General features: G+C 69.1%; 16 protein-coding genes. 13 read left to right on the top strand and 3 right to left on the bottom strand.

Annotation, left to right across the window (positions count from 1 at the left end):
- Positions 1-448, bottom strand: a 448-nt coding sequence (locus tag HYZ11_09930; protein MBI3127911.1) for a hypothetical protein, incomplete at its 3' end; no start/stop codon positions are given.
- A gap of 379 nt (positions 449-827) precedes the next feature.
- Here HYZ11_09930 and HYZ11_09925 point away from each other — a divergent pair.
- Positions 828-2042 carry a D-alanyl-D-alanine carboxypeptidase gene (locus HYZ11_09925; protein ID MBI3127910.1) on the top strand — a complete coding sequence of 405 codons (1215 nt, stop codon included), beginning with the start codon at positions 828-830 and terminating at the stop codon, positions 2040-2042.
- 247 nt (positions 2043-2289) lie between these two features.
- Here HYZ11_09925 and HYZ11_09920 read toward each other — a convergent pair whose 3' ends face one another.
- The gene (locus HYZ11_09920; protein ID MBI3127909.1) at positions 2290-2784 is read right to left on the bottom strand and encodes a thermonuclease family protein; all 495 of its coding nucleotides are present in this window, start codon (positions 2782-2784) and stop codon (positions 2290-2292) included.
- A 125-nt stretch (positions 2785-2909) separates the two neighbouring features.
- On the opposite strand from HYZ11_09920, the gene HYZ11_09915 reads away from it, so the two are divergent.
- Positions 2910-3380, top strand: a complete 471-nt coding sequence (locus HYZ11_09915; GenBank protein ID MBI3127908.1) for a hypothetical protein — start codon at positions 2910-2912, stop codon at positions 3378-3380.
- On the top strand, positions 3381-3665 hold the full coding sequence (locus HYZ11_09910; GenBank protein MBI3127907.1) for a hypothetical protein: 285 nt from the start codon (positions 3381-3383) through the stop codon (positions 3663-3665).
- Between the two features lie 981 nt (positions 3666-4646).
- On the opposite strand, the gene HYZ11_09905 is transcribed toward HYZ11_09910, so the two are convergent.
- Positions 4647-5918 carry a DNA integrity scanning protein DisA nucleotide-binding domain protein gene (locus HYZ11_09905; GenBank protein MBI3127906.1) on the bottom strand — a complete coding sequence of 424 codons (1272 nt, stop codon included), beginning with the start codon at positions 5916-5918 and terminating at the stop codon, positions 4647-4649.
- A 242-nt stretch (positions 5919-6160) separates the two neighbouring features.
- Between HYZ11_09905 and HYZ11_09900 the strand changes: the two genes are divergently transcribed.
- From HYZ11_09900 to HYZ11_09855, 10 genes are all read left to right on the top strand, one after another.
- Complete coding sequence (locus HYZ11_09900) at positions 6161-8107, top strand: hypothetical protein (protein ID MBI3127905.1); 1947 nt, start codon at positions 6161-6163, stop codon at positions 8105-8107.
- A 173-nt stretch (positions 8108-8280) separates the two neighbouring features.
- Positions 8281-8691, top strand: a complete 411-nt coding sequence (locus tag HYZ11_09895; protein MBI3127904.1) for a hypothetical protein — start codon at positions 8281-8283, stop codon at positions 8689-8691.
- 70 nt (positions 8692-8761) lie between these two features.
- A complete protein-coding gene (locus HYZ11_09890; protein MBI3127903.1) occupies positions 8762-9037 on the top strand; it encodes a hypothetical protein in 276 nt (91 codons plus the stop codon).
- Positions 9038-9200: 163 nt separating this feature from the next.
- Positions 9201-9899, top strand: a complete 699-nt coding sequence (locus tag HYZ11_09885; protein ID MBI3127902.1) for a hypothetical protein — start codon at positions 9201-9203, stop codon at positions 9897-9899.
- 147 nt (positions 9900-10046) lie between these two features.
- Positions 10047-10559, top strand: a complete 513-nt coding sequence (locus HYZ11_09880) for an HK97 gp10 family phage protein (GenBank protein MBI3127901.1) — start codon at positions 10047-10049, stop codon at positions 10557-10559.
- Positions 10560-10640: 81 nt separating this feature from the next.
- A complete protein-coding gene (locus tag HYZ11_09875; GenBank protein ID MBI3127900.1) occupies positions 10641-11174 on the top strand; it encodes a hypothetical protein in 534 nt (177 codons plus the stop codon).
- Between the two features lie 127 nt (positions 11175-11301).
- Positions 11302-12441, top strand: coding sequence for a hypothetical protein (locus HYZ11_09870; GenBank protein MBI3127899.1), 1140 nt, complete (start codon positions 11302-11304; stop codon positions 12439-12441).
- A 206-nt stretch (positions 12442-12647) separates the two neighbouring features.
- The gene (locus HYZ11_09865; protein MBI3127898.1) at positions 12648-13028 is read left to right on the top strand and encodes a hypothetical protein; all 381 of its coding nucleotides are present in this window, start codon (positions 12648-12650) and stop codon (positions 13026-13028) included.
- A gap of 347 nt (positions 13029-13375) precedes the next feature.
- Positions 13376-13585, top strand: a complete 210-nt coding sequence (locus HYZ11_09860; GenBank protein MBI3127897.1) for a hypothetical protein — start codon at positions 13376-13378, stop codon at positions 13583-13585.
- A gap of 21 nt (positions 13586-13606) precedes the next feature.
- On the top strand, positions 13607-14793 hold a 1187-nt coding region (locus tag HYZ11_09855; GenBank protein ID MBI3127896.1), incomplete at its 3' end, for a hypothetical protein.

The following is a 14793-nucleotide window of genomic DNA, read 5'->3' as shown; positions in this document are numbered from 1 at the left end:
TGTTGTAGAAGGGCACCACCACCGTCGCCCGGTAGTAGGTCCAGTAGCCGTGGTCGGTCACGAAGGCCGGGTGGAACTTGTCCGTCCCCTTGGGTTTGTAGGAGGCGAGGTGGTCCTTGCGGAGGCTGAGGAAATGGCCGGTGTTGGCCGAATCGAAGACGTCCACCTGGAACACCCCGCTCTTGGCTTCCTGGAGGATGCGGCGGTAGAGCGGACCGGAGCCGTCGCGGTGCACGGTGCAGGTGACACCCGCGTTCTTCGCGTTGAACTTCTGGCACACGTTCTGGGCCACCGCGGTGGCCACCGCGGTGTACCAGGTGACCTTGCCTTCCTTCTTGGCGGCTCGGAGCACGGCGTCCTCCGCCGCTTGGGCGGGGGCGGCCAGGGCGAGGGCGGCCAAAGCGGCGAAGGCGGCGAGGCAAACGGCGGAACGGCGGAACATGGGCATCGGGAGCTCTCCTCTCGAAGGTGCGGAGAGACGGGCCTGGAGGAGCGCGGCCTCTCCCGCCCGCGTCTTCATCCACGACCGTTGGCTGAGATGTTCCCGGGATTTTAGGGCTTCCCCCGGCCGCGTCAAGGAGGCCTCGCGGGCCCCCGCCCGCCCCGGGAGCCCGCCCGGGCCGCCGCCGGCCCAAAAATGTCTTGAGCCGCGGCCGGGTCGTGGTACCCTATGCGCTGGCATTTCGTGATTCCGCCCGTGCGCGATTTTCCGGACAAGGCCGCCGCGGCCTCCGTGCGTCCGGAGGCCCGGGCCAAGCTGCGGTGAGACTCCGTTGGGCCGTTTCTTCCTTCCGCCGTTCCGCCGCCTATCCGGGAGAGGTGTCTTGATGCGCCGGTTGTGGATGGGTCCGCTCTGCCTCCTGTTCTGCTCCGTCCTCGCCCTGCCCGGCGCGGCATCCGCCGCCCGGCCCCCGAAGGAGGCCGCCGCCAAGCCCAGGCAAGCCGCGGCCGGCGCGAAAGAGAAGGAGGCGCCGGCCAAGGCGGCGGAGAAGCCCTACAAGGGCGCCATCCTCATCGAGGCCGAGAGCGGCCAGGTGCTCGAGGAGGACAACGCGGACGAGAGGCTCATCCCCGCCTCGATCGTCAAGATGATGGTCATGCTCATCGTGGCCGAGGCGGTGCAGAAGGGCGTCCACAAGCTCGACGAGATGGTCAATACCTCGGCGCTGGCCAGCAAGATCGGGGGCTCGCAGGTTTACCTCAAGCAGGGCGAGCGCTTCACCCTCGAGGAGATGCTCAAGGCGATCTCCATCGCCTCGGCGAACGACGCCTCCTACGCCGTGGCCGAGCACATGACGGGCTCGGTCGAGGCCTTCGTCCAGCTCATGAACCAGCGCGCGAAGCAGCTCGGCATGGCCAACACCCTCTACCACTCCGTCCACGGGCTGCCCCCCGGCCCGGGCGAGGAGGCCGACTACACCACCGCGCGGGACACCGCCATCCTCGCGCGGGAGATCGTGAAGCATTCCGCTCTCCTCAAGTGGACCTCCACCTGGCGCGAGCCCTTCCGGGACGGGAAATTCATCCTCCTCAACACGAACAACCGCCTCCTGCGCACCTTCCGGGGGATGGACGGCATCAAGACGGGCTACTACGGCGAGGCGGGCTTCAACCTCTGCGCCACGGCCAAGCGCGAGGGCATGCGGCTCGTCTCGGTGGTGCTCGGCGCCACCACCCGCCCCATCCGGGACCGCGAGTCGAGCCGCCTCCTCCTGCAGGGTTTCCGCCTCTACAAGAAGGAAAACCTCTTCGTGAAGGTGAAGGAGCTCGAGAAGCCCGTCGCGGTGGCCGGCGCCAAGAAGCCGGCCACCCTTCTGGCGCCGGCGGCTCCCGTCTCCGTCCTCGTCAAGCGCCTCGAGGCCCCCGACGTGAAGACCCGCCTGCGCCTGCCCTCGCCGCTCGCCGCGCCGCTGGCCAAGGGGCAGAAGGTGGGCGAGCTCGAGGCCGTGCTGGGCGACAAGGTGATCGCGAAGACGCCCGTCGTCGCCACCGAGGACGTGGCCCAGAAGACCCTGCTCGACCGGGTCATGTTCTGGAAGTAGCCACAGGCGGCTGTTCTATCCGTCACGGCTTGCACGTCCCCCGCCGGGCGCATCCGGTTTTCGGGTGTGGTTTTTCCGCCGCTGCCTTTCTCCCGCCTTCATCCAGGCAAGATATCCTCTCGCGGCCCGCCCCGGGGCCCGCCTGGACGCGCGCGGGCGGCGGGGTGGGCGATGATCTCCATGTCCATCCTCCGTGCGGGGTTTCCGTGCCTGTAACGCCGCCATGGGCCCGGGCATTCCTGGCGGCTCAGGGCGGGGCCGTCTCCCCCCGGTCCCGCATCCGCCGCCAGGCCGATGGCCGGATGGCGTGCGGATCGGCCCACAGGCCCTTTCTCTCCGCGCGCGCATTTTCCTCCAGGTAGGGCAGCATCGGGTCGGCGGCGTCGTGGGGGCGGAAGTGCCAGGCGAGCCCCGCCCTGAGCAACTCGTAGGCGAGGCTCCTGCCGTCCGGGAGGATGACCTCGCCCCGCAGCCGGTTGCGCGCGTCGCGCAGCAGGAAGCGCACGTGGACGGTGACGGGGCCGCCCACGGGGGCGAGCCGGCGGGCGAAGGCGGTGGCCTCCGCTCCATAGGGCTGGCCCCGCTCGGGGCAGTCCACCCCGTAGAGGCGCACCCGGTCCCGTCCCCCGGCGTGGGAGAGCTCGATGGTGTCCCCGTCCACGACCCGCGCCACCTCGCCCTCGAGCACAAAGCCGCAGCCGGAGAGGAGAAGGGGAATGACGAGGACGGCGGCGAGAGTCATGAAGGTTCCATATGGTAGCTCGCAACCCAATAGGATTAAGCGAGATTTCCAGGGAATTGGAAATTTGACAAGGGCGGGGCTTGCCGATAGTTTCGCAGCAGGAATTGAGCCTATCGAGGAATGCCATGCCCACGATTTCCGACCCACTGATGAGAGTCCTCTCCATCGAAAACGAGATGTTGCGGCAGCAGAAGGAACGGTGGGAGGTGGACCACGAGAGGGCGCGGCTTGTCCGGGAGCTGGAGGTGAGCCTGAGCCGGGCGAGTGCCTTTCACGACATGACCGCCGACTCGGATGCTTTTTTCCACGCCGGGTTGGCCGATCGGGTTACCGAGGCGCGGCGCCAAGAAGGCGAGCAGCTTCTCGTCGCCAGGTTCGAAATGCTTGTTCAACTGGAAAGACAGCTATTGGAACTGTGCGGGCACCTGGAAAGCCGGGGGTGGAAGATCAAGGGATGCGAGGAACTCGCCCAGAAATACCACGAACTGCTCAAGAATCTTCAAGAGGAGTGGAATTACGATTCCCCCGGTTTCCAGAGAATTCTGGACGCGGCAGAGCGCGACAAAGCCGAGGGCCGCGTGTTCGATATGGACTAGATGCGAAGCCGACGCTCGGCCACCTTTATCGCGCTGTACAATGCTCTTCCTCCCATGGTTCAGCGGGCGGCCAATAAGCAATTCGCGCTCTTCAAGAAAGATCAAAACCACCCCAGCCTGCATCGGAAAATCCCGCAGCGGCTGAAGAATCGCCCCAAGTCTTACATTGAGGTGCGGGTTACCTTGCAATACCGGGCGGTGGCTGAAGCCGAAGGGGAGGATTATTTCTGGATATTCATCGGGGCGCACGCCGATTTCGACCGTTTCGTCGACAAGCGCCTGTAAGGGACAAAAGGCAAAAAAAGAGAGCGGGGCATTGCGCCCCGCTCCTTTTTCGGTTCTCTTTTTCATCCGGCTCGCTCGCCGGAAAGGGGGCGGATATCCGCCCCGTCATGGGCCGTCAGCCTTCCAGGACCCTCCCCGCCCGGCCGACGCGTGAGGCCAGGGAGGCCAGGAACTCGGCCCGCGTTTCTCGATTTCGGCTCCGCTTCATGGCGACCACCTCCTTGCAGGCTGGTCTTCCTCCTGCACCCTTGGAGCGTCTGCCCCCATCGCTCCTCTGAGAGCCGCGCCCGAACCGGAGTAATTCCTTTTCACCCGGCTCGCGGGCTCTCATCCCCCCGGCAACCGCCGGGTGCAAGCCGCGCATGCGTGGCTTGGCTCTTGGGACGTTCTTGCCCTCACTGAAAATATGGGAAGCCCAGCCCGCCCGCGCAAGCGGTCCGCCATGTCCGGAAGCGATTTTCTTATCAGGAAAAAACCTGAAGCGGAGCGCGGGATGGGGGAAAGAAATTCCGAATTCAGGAAATTTCCCCAAAAAGCGAGCGGGGCATCACACCCCGCTCGATGTGCTCTCTGGCTCTTGCGGCCGGGGAGAATGTCCCCGTTGGCCGCGCCGGACGGTTAGCCGCCCGTCAGTGTGCGCCGGCCATCCGGAAGGATCCGGTATTCCCTCCCCGCCCGGCCAGCGCGCGGGGCCGAGGAGGCCTGGAACTGCACCTGCAACACCCGATGCCTTTCTCTCTCCATGCATCCTCCCCTTTGTGGTACCGCCGGTCTTGGAGCGCCTGCCACCATCGCTCCCCTAGGAGCCCGCGCGGGGCGCCCGCCCCGGGACTCCCATCCCCCCGGCACCGCGCCGGGTGCGCCTTACTCCCTCATCCCTCCCTTTTCCTTGTCCAATCTCAATATGTGGCGCGCGGAGGGAAGCGTCAAGGACAAAAACATCCCGATTTCGCCCCTGAAATCCAGGGGCGCCGGCCGGCGCTAGGGGGCCGGCGGGGAGGGTTTCGCGGACGGGCGCGGCCCGCGCCGCACGATGGGGACGGAGATCTCCGGCGGCTGGATTTCCATCACCTGGATTTCGACGGGCAGGTCGATATTGCGGGCCGAGAGGTCGATCCGCGCCAGCCCATCGGAGCGGCCCGCGAGGTTCACGTTCACCCGGAGGCGGCCCGGGTCGAGGAAGTTGAGCGTGTCCTGCCGGGCGCGCAGCCTCACCTTCACCCTCTCGTGGGGCACGGCGCCCAGGGCGAGCCCCTTCTCCAGGTTGTAGTAGGAAACCGGCACCGAGTACGTCTCCTCCACCCCTGGGGCGATCCGGCTGAAGAGGTTGTCGCGTGGGTTTCCGCGCTGGTAGGAGCCCACGAGCCAGAGCAGGCACACGGCCGCGAGCGTGGCCGTCTTGGACCGCCAGTTCGAGAGCAGCGCCTCCTTCAGGGCCTCCGCCGCCCCCTTCGGCTCCGCGCGCGCCCGCAGGCGGGCCGAGAGCCAAGTGGCCAGCTCGCCGGCCGTCTCCATCGTGTGGATGTCCCCATGCTCCACGGCCGACACCTCGCGCCGCTGCTCCGATACCACCACCCCAAGCGCGTCCGAGGCCTCGCTGATCCCGATGGCCGCGCGGTGCCGGGTGCCGTAGACGGGGGGGAGGTCCGAGTTCTCGGACAAGGGCAGCACGCAGCCGGCGCGCTGGATTTTCCCTTCCCCGATGAGCACCGCGCCGTCGTGATAGGGCGCGTTGTAGAGGAAGAGCGTCTCGACGAGGGCCGGGCGCATCTCGGCCCCGATCTGCTCCCCCGGGCTGCGCAGCAGGGGGAGGACCGGGTCGCGCCGCTCCAGGATGAAAAGAGCGCCGATGCCCTTTCGCGCCAGGGCGAAAGCCGACTCCGCCAGCCCCAGCACGCTCTCCTCCGGCAGGACCACCCGCCGCGCCCGCCTGAGCAGCACCGAGAGGCGGCTCACCGGCCTGAGCTGCATGGCGATGCGGCGGATCTCACCCTGGAAGTTCACGAGGAAAAGCAGCAGCGCCGCCAGCCACAGCGCCCAGAGCAGAAAGGAGGTCAGTATCAGATTGGCGGAATGGGCGGCCAGGTAGGCCACGAAGAGCAAAAAGACCCGCACGAGCAGGCGCATGGCCTGCGTCCCCTGGAAGCGCACGTACACCTGGTGCACCAGGAACCACATGATCCCGATGTCGATCACCTGGCTCCAGGGGATGCGGACGATTAAATCCTTCACCCTCTCCAGCCACTCCGCCATGCGCTCGCCCCCCCGATCCGGGAACAATCCTGCCCAAAAAGGGCGTCTCAAACAACCTTTTTTGATTTTTTCGGCAAAAAAACCCGCTGAACATGAAGGTGCGCGAAATTGCACGAAATTGCGGTAAATGGCTTTACCCCGATCCGGCCTACATTCCCTCTGCGCGTCCGTCCGGGCGCGCCCGCGCCCCACGGGCGCACGAGGCACACCCCAGCAGGGAAAAGCGGAGAGAGGAGGGGGAAATGGGAGGTTTCTTCGCACGAAAGCCCGTCCGCGCCCGGGCCATCCGGCTCCAGGGCGGGGTGCTCCGGGCGGCGAAGGAGGGCGGGCAAGGCGCCTGGGACTTCGAGGTGCTCATCGCCCGGCCCGGGCCCTCGCGGGAGGGGGACTGGTTCCTGCCCCGGGAGGTGCTGGCCCAGGCGGCGCCCCTGTTCGAGGGGGCCCAGGCCTTCGCCAACCACGCCCGCTCGGGCGCCCCGGACATCAAGGATCTCATCGGCTGGCACCGCGGCGTGCGCTTGGCGGAGGAGGGCCTCGTTTCCACCTTCGCCGTGGCCAAGTCGGCGGCCTGGTTCCACGCGCTGGCGCACGACGCGCTCGAGCGCGGCATCCCCGAGCCCTTCGGCTTCTCGTTCGACGTGCTGGGGCGCGGGGAGATCCGCGAGGAGGACGGCAGGCCCGTCCTTCACATACTGACGATCGAGGCGGTCCACTCGGTGGACGTCGTTCACAAGGGGCGGCTGGGTGGGGCCCTGCTGGGGCTTCCCGCCGGGCGCCCGCCTGAAGGGGAGACGGACATGTTCGAGAAGATGCGGGAAAAGCTGGGGAAGCCTGCCTCGGAGGAGGGCCGGGCCCTCGCCGCGGGCGGGGAGGGTTCCTGGGGCGAGAAGCTGGCGGTGCGGCTCGCGGCGTCGAGCCTGCCGGCCCCCGTCCGGGAGAAGCTGGAGCGGCAGTTCGCCGGGGAGACGGAGGAGGAGCTGGAGGAGGCCATCCGCCTCGAAGCCGCGACGCTCGAGAAGCTCACGGCGAGCGGGGCGCTCCGGGGCTTCGGGGCGAGGCTCGAAGGGGTGCGCGACGAGGCGGACCGCAAGCTCGCCGCCCTGGACGGCCTCTGGGACCCCGCGCCCCGCGCGCGGGAGGGAGCGGCGCCCTACCGCTTCCTGAGCGAGGCCTTCCAGGACTTCACCGGGCGCCGGCTCACGCCCCAGGCCTTCTTCGCCGAGACCTTCCACTACCACCGCGCCGGGGAGGACTGGAACGGCATCCGCCGCCTCTCGGCCTCCATGACCACGGCCACCTGGGGCGAGGCCTTCGGCGACTCCATCCGCCGGGCCCTGCTGCGCGACTTCCGGGACGACCGCTTCCACCTCTGGCGGAAGATCGTCTCGGCCGTGGTGCCGGTGAAGGACTTCCGCACCAACCGCCGGGTGCGCGTCGGGGGCTACGGCGACCTCGCCACCGTGGCCGAGCAGGCCACCTACCCGGTCCTGGCCCCGCCCTCGGACGAGGCGGTGACCTACGCCGTGGCCAAGCGCGGGGGCATCGAGGACCTGACCTGGGAGATGATCCAGAACGACGACATGGGCGCCATCCGCATGATCCCCCGGCGGCTCGCCCGCGCGGCCCAGCGCACGCTGAACAAGTTCGTCTTCGATTTCCTGGCCGCGAACCCCGCGATCTACGACGGCGTGGCGCTCTTCCACGCCAACCACGCGAACACCTCGGCGAACGCCCTGACCTACGCAAACGCCGTGGCGGGCATCAAGGCCATGGGCGCCCAGGCCTTCCCGGGCGAGGGGGCCGCCGCGGCCTCCCAGGCCCAGCCGCGCTACCTCGTCCACCCGACGGCCCTGCTCGAGGAGGCCTTCGACGTCACCCAGTCGGCGGTGAAGGTCGTCTCGAGCGCCAACTCCACCCAGCCGAGCGTCATCAACCGGCTGGGGATCGAGCCCCTCTGGGCGCCCGAGCTGACGGACGCGAACGACTGGTTCCTCGTCGCCGACCCGGCCCTCATGGACACCATCGAGATCGGCTTCCTCGACGATCAGCAGGAGCCCGAGCTCTTCATCGAGGACAACCCCGCCTCGGGCAGCGGCTTCAGCGCCGACAAGCTCCGCTACAAGATCCGCCACGTCTACGGCGGCGCGGTGCTCGACCACCGCGCCTTCTACCGCGGCGCCCCGGCGTAAATAGCACCCCAATTCAATCACCCCACCCCCATCCCCTCCCCTTGATGAGGGGAGGGGCGGAGGGGAGGGGTGAGCACCCGACAGGGCGGCCACAGGGGGCCGCCCCTACAGAAATAACGGGATTCGTAGGGGCAGGCCCCCGTGCCTGCCCCGGGGAAAAAGAGGAGGCACACATGTCCCAGCGGCAGGCATACGACGCCCCGGGAACGCACGACCGCCAGGCGGCGCTCCCGCCCGTGGCGGCGGCGGACCCGACGGCGGACTTCGTCGTCTTCGAGGCCCCGGTGAACTGCAGGATCGAGAAAGTGAAGGTCATCCCCGGCGCCGCCGTCACGGGCGCCGACACCAACACCCGGCACCTGAACCTCGTCAACCGCGGCGCGAACGGCGCCGGGGCGGCCGAAGTCGCGAACTACGACCTCACCAGCGGGAACAGCCTGGGCGTCGCCGGTCTCGTCCTCTACGCCCCGGCCGCGCCCCTGGCCGTGGTCCAGGGCACCCAGCTCGCCCTCCAGATCGAGAAGGTGGGGACCGGCATCGCCCTCCCGCCCCTCGGCGTGGTGGTCGAGTTCTCGCCGAATTGATCAATTTGCCCGCGCCTTCGTAGGGGCGACCGGCCGGTCGCCCCTACAGGGCAGGGCGCAAGGAGGACCCATGCACCCATCCGAGACCACCGAGATCGCCTCGACCGGCACCGCCCGGACGGGGAGCGGAAAGCTCCTGGGCGGCCTGCTCACCGCAGGGGCGGACGCCGCCTCGGCCGTCCTCTACGACAACACCTCCGCGGCGGGAAAAATCCTCCGCACCGTGAAAGCTCCCGCCAACACCAGCGCGGACCTCGCCATCCCCGCCGGAGGAATCCATTTCGGCGCGGGGCTCCACATCGTCCTCGCCGGCACGGGGCCCAAGCTCTACCTGGAATTCACGTAACCCCACCCCTTCGCCCCTCCCCTTATCAAGGGGAGGGGTTGGGGGAGGGGTGGATGAATTTGCTGAACGCGCACGCATCCGTAGGGGCAGGTCCCCGTGCCTGCCCCGGCGGAGCGGCCTCAGAGAGCCGCCCCTGCCGAACCGGTCACACCGGAAGGAATCCATGGCCAACCTCCAGACCTTCATCGACGCCGCCAAGGCCCTCCTCCAGGCGGGCTCGCTCCCGGCGGAGTTCGCCCCAGCCGAGGCGGACTGGGCGGATTTCGTCCGCGCCGCCCTCGCGCGCTACAGCCAGGACCGCCCCCGCCGCGCCCACGCGGACTACGCCGGGGACGGCGCGGCCTACGACTTCACCCTCCCGGCCGGCTGGGATCGCGCCCTCTCCGTCGTCGAGGCGGTGGAGTACCCGCACGGCCGGCGCGAGCCCGTCTACCTGCAAAGGCGCGACTGGACGCTCTACGCCCCCGGCACCTCCGCCGAAAAGCTGCGCCTGCTGCGCCATACCCCCGGGGCGGGGGAGACGGCGCGGCTCTTCTACACCCTGCCGCACATGGCCGATGCGGTCTCCAGCACCGTCCCCGCGAACGACGAGAGGGCCGTCGCCTGGCTCGCCGCCGCCGAGGGCTGCCACGTGCTGGCCCGGCGCTTCGCCCAGACGGCGGCGCCCACCCTCTCGGCCGACGCCGTGGATCACCAGAGCAAGGCGGCCGAGTACACCAAGCTCGCGCGGGAGCTCGAGCGCCGCTACCACGCCCACGCCGCCCAGGCCCCCGGGGCCTCGGGCGCGACGCTCGACTGGGACGACGCTCTCTCCCCGGGCCGGGGCGACTACCTCACCCACGGCGGCCCGGCGGAGCGGTAGGAACATCGTGAAGCGGAAACGTCCGTAGGGGCGACCGGCCGGTCGCCCCTACAAAGGGATCGGCCCCTCGGATCTCCGCATCGGACGGACACATCCTCGGGGCGTATGGCCATAGGCCCCTACATAAGAACGGCCATCGGAGGCGAGATGCCCATCGAATGGCACCAAGAGATCGAAGGCCCGCTCCTCGAGGGGGAAGGCGAGGAGATCCTCTTCCGTCTCGCGGAGAGGGCGGTGGCGGACATCGCCGGGATGCTCCGCGCCGAGGTCGAGGCCCGGGCCCCGGGCGGGGTCACGGGGGCGCTCCGCGGCTCCATCCGGAGCGAGGTGCGGGGCGGGTCCGTGGAGGAGCTTCAGGGCGAGGTCTTCTCCCTCTCACCCTACGCCGCCGCGGCCGAGGAGGGCCGCGCGCCGGGGGGCTTCCCGCCCTGGCGGCCGGGGACGCCCCTCCACGCCTGGGTGCGGAGGCGCACGGGCGCCCCGGACCGGGAGGCCGGGCGCGTCTCCTTTCTCGTGGCGCGGGCCATCGCCCGGCGGGGCATGCCGGGGCGGCACATGTTCCGCGGCGCGCTCGAGGCGAGCCAGGGCCGCATCGAGGAGCGCGCGAGGCGGCTGGGGGAGGAGATCGCGGCGGCGCTGGGGGGAGAGGGCCTTTCGTAGGGGCGAACCTTGTGTTCGCCCCCCGTGGCCTGAGGGCGATGACAAGCATCGCCCCTACAAAACGATACCGGGGAGATGACGATGGCCGCATCGAACTACCGGCAGATCGGCGAGGGCATCGTGGCGGAGGTCGGGGCCGTGGCGAACATCGGGCGCGTGCACCTCTACCAGCGCTACGCCGCCGATCTGGCGAAGTACCTCGACTTCTTCCGCTGGACCGCCCCGGACGGGCGCAGCCAGGTCCGCGGGTGGGTGCTGACGCGCGAGGCGGCGCGCGAGGGGCTGGGCTCGGCGGCCTCCTCCCAGCCGGGTGGCTTCGTCCCCGCGGGGGTGAACCGGCGGGCGCACACCTTCCTCCTCTTCGGGGTGATGGGCCTCGAGGACGGGACGGGGAGCGAGCTGGCCTTCCAGGACCTCGTCGAGGCGGTGTGCGACCGCTTCCGGGACAACCGGGCGCTCCGGCTCCTCGACGCGCAGGGCGCCCCGAAGGTGGCCACGCTGGAGCGCCTCCAGCCGCCCCGGGTCGACGCGGTGGAGGCGCGCCGCTTCGGGGCGGTCCTCTGCCACGCGGCCGAGATCCGCATCGAGGCCGTCGAGCGGATCGCGAGGGGGTGACGCAAACCGACCTGTAGGGGCAGGCCCCCGTGCCTGCCCCGGTGGAGGGCGGCCACAGGGGGCCGCCCCTACAGACCAGGACATCATCGCGCCGCCGCAGGCGGCCAAACGAAAGGGAGATCGCATCATGGGCGACTTGCTGTTCAGGGACCGGCAGACCATCGGGGCGACGGAGGAACGGGAGCTGACGGCGGACTCGGCCGGGGCCTCGACCCTCGCGGACGCCGCCCTGACCGAGGCGGACGACTTCTGGAACGGCTCGATCCTCAAGACCATCCGGGGGGCGGGCGCGGGCCAGCAGCGCGCCGTCTCCGACTTCGACGCCTTGAGCGACACCCTCACCGTGACCCCCGCCTGGACGGTCCAGCCGGCGGCGGGGACGCGCTACCTCCTCGACCGGCCCGCCCCGGCGGCGGAGCTCTTCCGGGCCGGGAGCTTCCGGCACGACCTCAACATCGAGCGCCTGGAGCGCGCGGTGAAGGACGCGAGCCTCTCACCCTTCCCGGCCGTGATGGGCAAGCGCTCGGCCCGGCTCTCCTTCGCCACCGAGTTGCGCGGCTCGGGCGCGGCCGGGGTGCCGCCGGACTACGGCGTCCTCTTCCGGGCCTGCGGCATGTCGCAGGCGGTGGCGGCCGGCGCCTCCGTCGCCTACAAGCCCACCTCGGACAAGGCCGCCTTCACCCGCGCATGCATCACCGTCTATCTGGACGGGCTCCGCATCCTCTACCTGGGCTGCATGGGGACTTTCTCGATCGAGCTCCCGCTCGACGGCGTGCCCGCCGTGAACTGGGACTTCACCGCGGCCGACTTCCTCGTCTCGGACGCCGCCCTGGTCGAGGGCTCGGCCTACCAGGAGGTGATCCCCGCGCCCGTCATGGTGACGGGTTTCTCCTTCGCCGGCTTCAACTTCGACATCTCGCGCCTGACCCTCGCCCTGAACAACACCGTGGTGCTCCGCCAGAGCGCGAACGTTCCGGGAGGCCACATCGGCGCCCTCGTCACCCGCCGCGCGCCCTCCGGCAGCTTCGACCCCGAGGCCGTGCTCAAGGGCACGAAGGACCTCTTCGCGGACTGGGAGGCGGGCGCCCAGGCCGCCCTCGCCGCCGTCATCGGCTCCCAGCCCGGCAACATCTGCACCCTCGCCGCCCCCAAGTGCCAGTACACGGGGGCGGGCTTCGGCGACCGGAACGGCCTCCTCGCCTACGAGGCGCCCTTCGTCATGAACCGCAGCGCCGGGGACGACGAGCTGACGATCACGTTCACCTGAGAAGGTTTCCACCCCAACCCCATCCCCCCAATACCTCCCCCTCGACCTTGGGCCCCCAAGCCGCAAGCGGCTTGGGATGGCTTGAAGGGGGAAGGAGTGTACCGCCCATCCCGGCCGGCGCCTGATGGCAGCCTCTTCGGATTCTGGCGGGCCGCCCCGCCCCCCTTTGGGGGGAGGCGAAATGGGGGGACATAGAAAGGATGCGCATGGATCTCGCCGAATACCGCAACCGCAACCGCCGCCCCGTCACCCTGCCCTCGGGCCTCCGGGGCTTCGTGCGCGCGCCGAGCGTGCTCGACTTCGCCGACCATCCCGCCCTCCTCGCCCAGCGCAACGGGGGGGAGGGGCGCGGCGAGGACGCCACGCGGGAGTGGGTGCGCCTCGTCCTGCGGCGCTGCTTCATCCCAGAGGGGGGCGTGATGTGCGAGAAGGAGCCGGGCCGGTGCCTGCCCGGGGAGCTGAGCGTCCACGAGCTCGCCCCGGAGGACGCCGCCGCCATCCTCGAGGCCGTCTCGGCGCTCGGGGGCGGGCCCGCGGGCCCGGAGGCTTCCCCCGCCGGGGGCGCCTTTCCGGAGGGCGCGGGCTGAGCTGCTGGCGGCGCTCCACCTCCTGGGGAAGGCCTACGGCCTGCCGCCCCACCTCCTGGCGGAGTGCACCTGGGAGGAGCTGCGCCTCGACTGGGAGGCGCTCGAGACCGGCCTCGCCCTCGAGCGGCGGTCCGGGGAGGGAAGGGTGTAGATCGCGCGGAGCGATTTTCCTCCCCCTCGCCGCCTGAAAATTTTCCCGCCTGAGCATGAAGGTGCGCGAAATTGCCGCGAATTGCGGTAAATGGTCTTTACCCCTGCCAGCTTATATTTCCCTCCGTCCGGCGCCGGGAGCCGGGGCGGCGGTATAATAGGGGAAGCGATTTTCCCCTCTCACAGGAGACCCCGACATGCTCAGCCGCTATGACCGGATCGTGTTCAGCCTCATCGCTCTCGCGCTCGCCGTCATCGCCATGAATCCATGGGTGGCGCCGGGGTATGTGAGCGCGCAGGGGGGGAAAGTAGATGTGAATGTTGTTGAATTTGCAGGAACACTTTTTTCAGAGCCGAACGTGAAAGGCCGTCTGCCGGGCATTCCGGTGATTATCTTGAACAAGTAGAAAATCGAAGGAGTTTCCCCCATGGCCTCGCAGCAGAACCGGATCGATATCGACATCCAGGTCGAGGGCAACGCGCAGTTGCAAGTCAAGCAGCTGGGCGGCGTCATGGTGCAGCTGGACAAGGACATGAAGAAAGCCCAGGCGAGCCTGGACAGCTACGATGCCGAGCTTCAAAAGCTCACGAAGACGTATCAGGAGGCCATCGGGAAGATCAAGCCCTCCGCGCTGGATAAGATGCGTCTCGACATCCAGAGGTTGCAGATCGGGTACGTGGAAGGCATGGGGGAGATGACGGCGGAAACCCTCGCCTTCGCTGAGGCTCTGGATCGAACAAAATTACATTTTGAGGACGTTGCTTTTAGCATAGGAAAAACTTTAGAGGGGGTGAACAAGAAATTTGGGCAACTATTTGATGATAAAGCCACTTTCGCTTTAAATGCCGGCAAGAAAGCCTTCGAAACCTTCCACACATCCTTCGACGAGGGCCTCACCAAGGTCTTCGCCACCTCCTTCACCGCCACCACCAAGGAGACCCACGAGGCCTGGGAGAAATTCCTGAAGCAGATGGAGGCCTCCTTCTTCCAGTCCCTGGGCCGCATGGCCTCGGCCCTGGTGCAGGAGAACTTGCTGGCCCCCGCCCTCAGGCTCGCCCAGGGCGCCGTGGGGAACCTCTTGAGCGCGGGCAAGAACCTCTTGGGCCTGGCCCAGGGGGGCCTGGTCCAGAAGCCCACCGTGGCCCTCATCGGGGAGGCCGGGCCCGAGCTCGTCATCCCCCTCAAGGCGGCCGGGGAGCTCGTGAAGGGGAGCGTCATCGAGGCCGCGAAGTCCCAGGCCTTCACCGAGGCGGCGACGAAGGCCGCGACCGAGGCGGCGCTTAAGGCGGGGCTCGAAGTGGGCGTCGAGGGGGGTGCGTCCCAGGCCGGGGCCGCCGCCGCGGGCGCCGCGGGGGCCGTCACGGGCGCGGCCCTCTTCGCGATGTTCGACGCCTTCCAGCAGGGCGCCGCCACCCGGGCCGCAGGCGATCTCCTCTTCGGCCAGCGGGGCGGCCCCGGCATCGTCAACCAGGGCCTCGCCGCCATCGGCCTCAAGGCCTTCGGCAAGAAAAACGTCTCCCCCGGGGAACACGGGCGGGCAAACCGCGAGTCCATCCGCCAGATGACGCGGGACTTCCCGGGCTTCTACGAGGCCGAGACCCTGATCGCCGTGAC

Source organism: Candidatus Tectomicrobia bacterium (genome assembly GCA_016192135.1).
Taxonomy (GTDB): domain Bacteria; phylum UBA8248; class UBA8248; order UBA8248; family UBA8248; genus 2-12-FULL-69-37.
The sequence above is the reverse complement of the archived record's forward strand: the minus strand, read 5'-3'. Positions and strand labels throughout refer to the sequence as shown.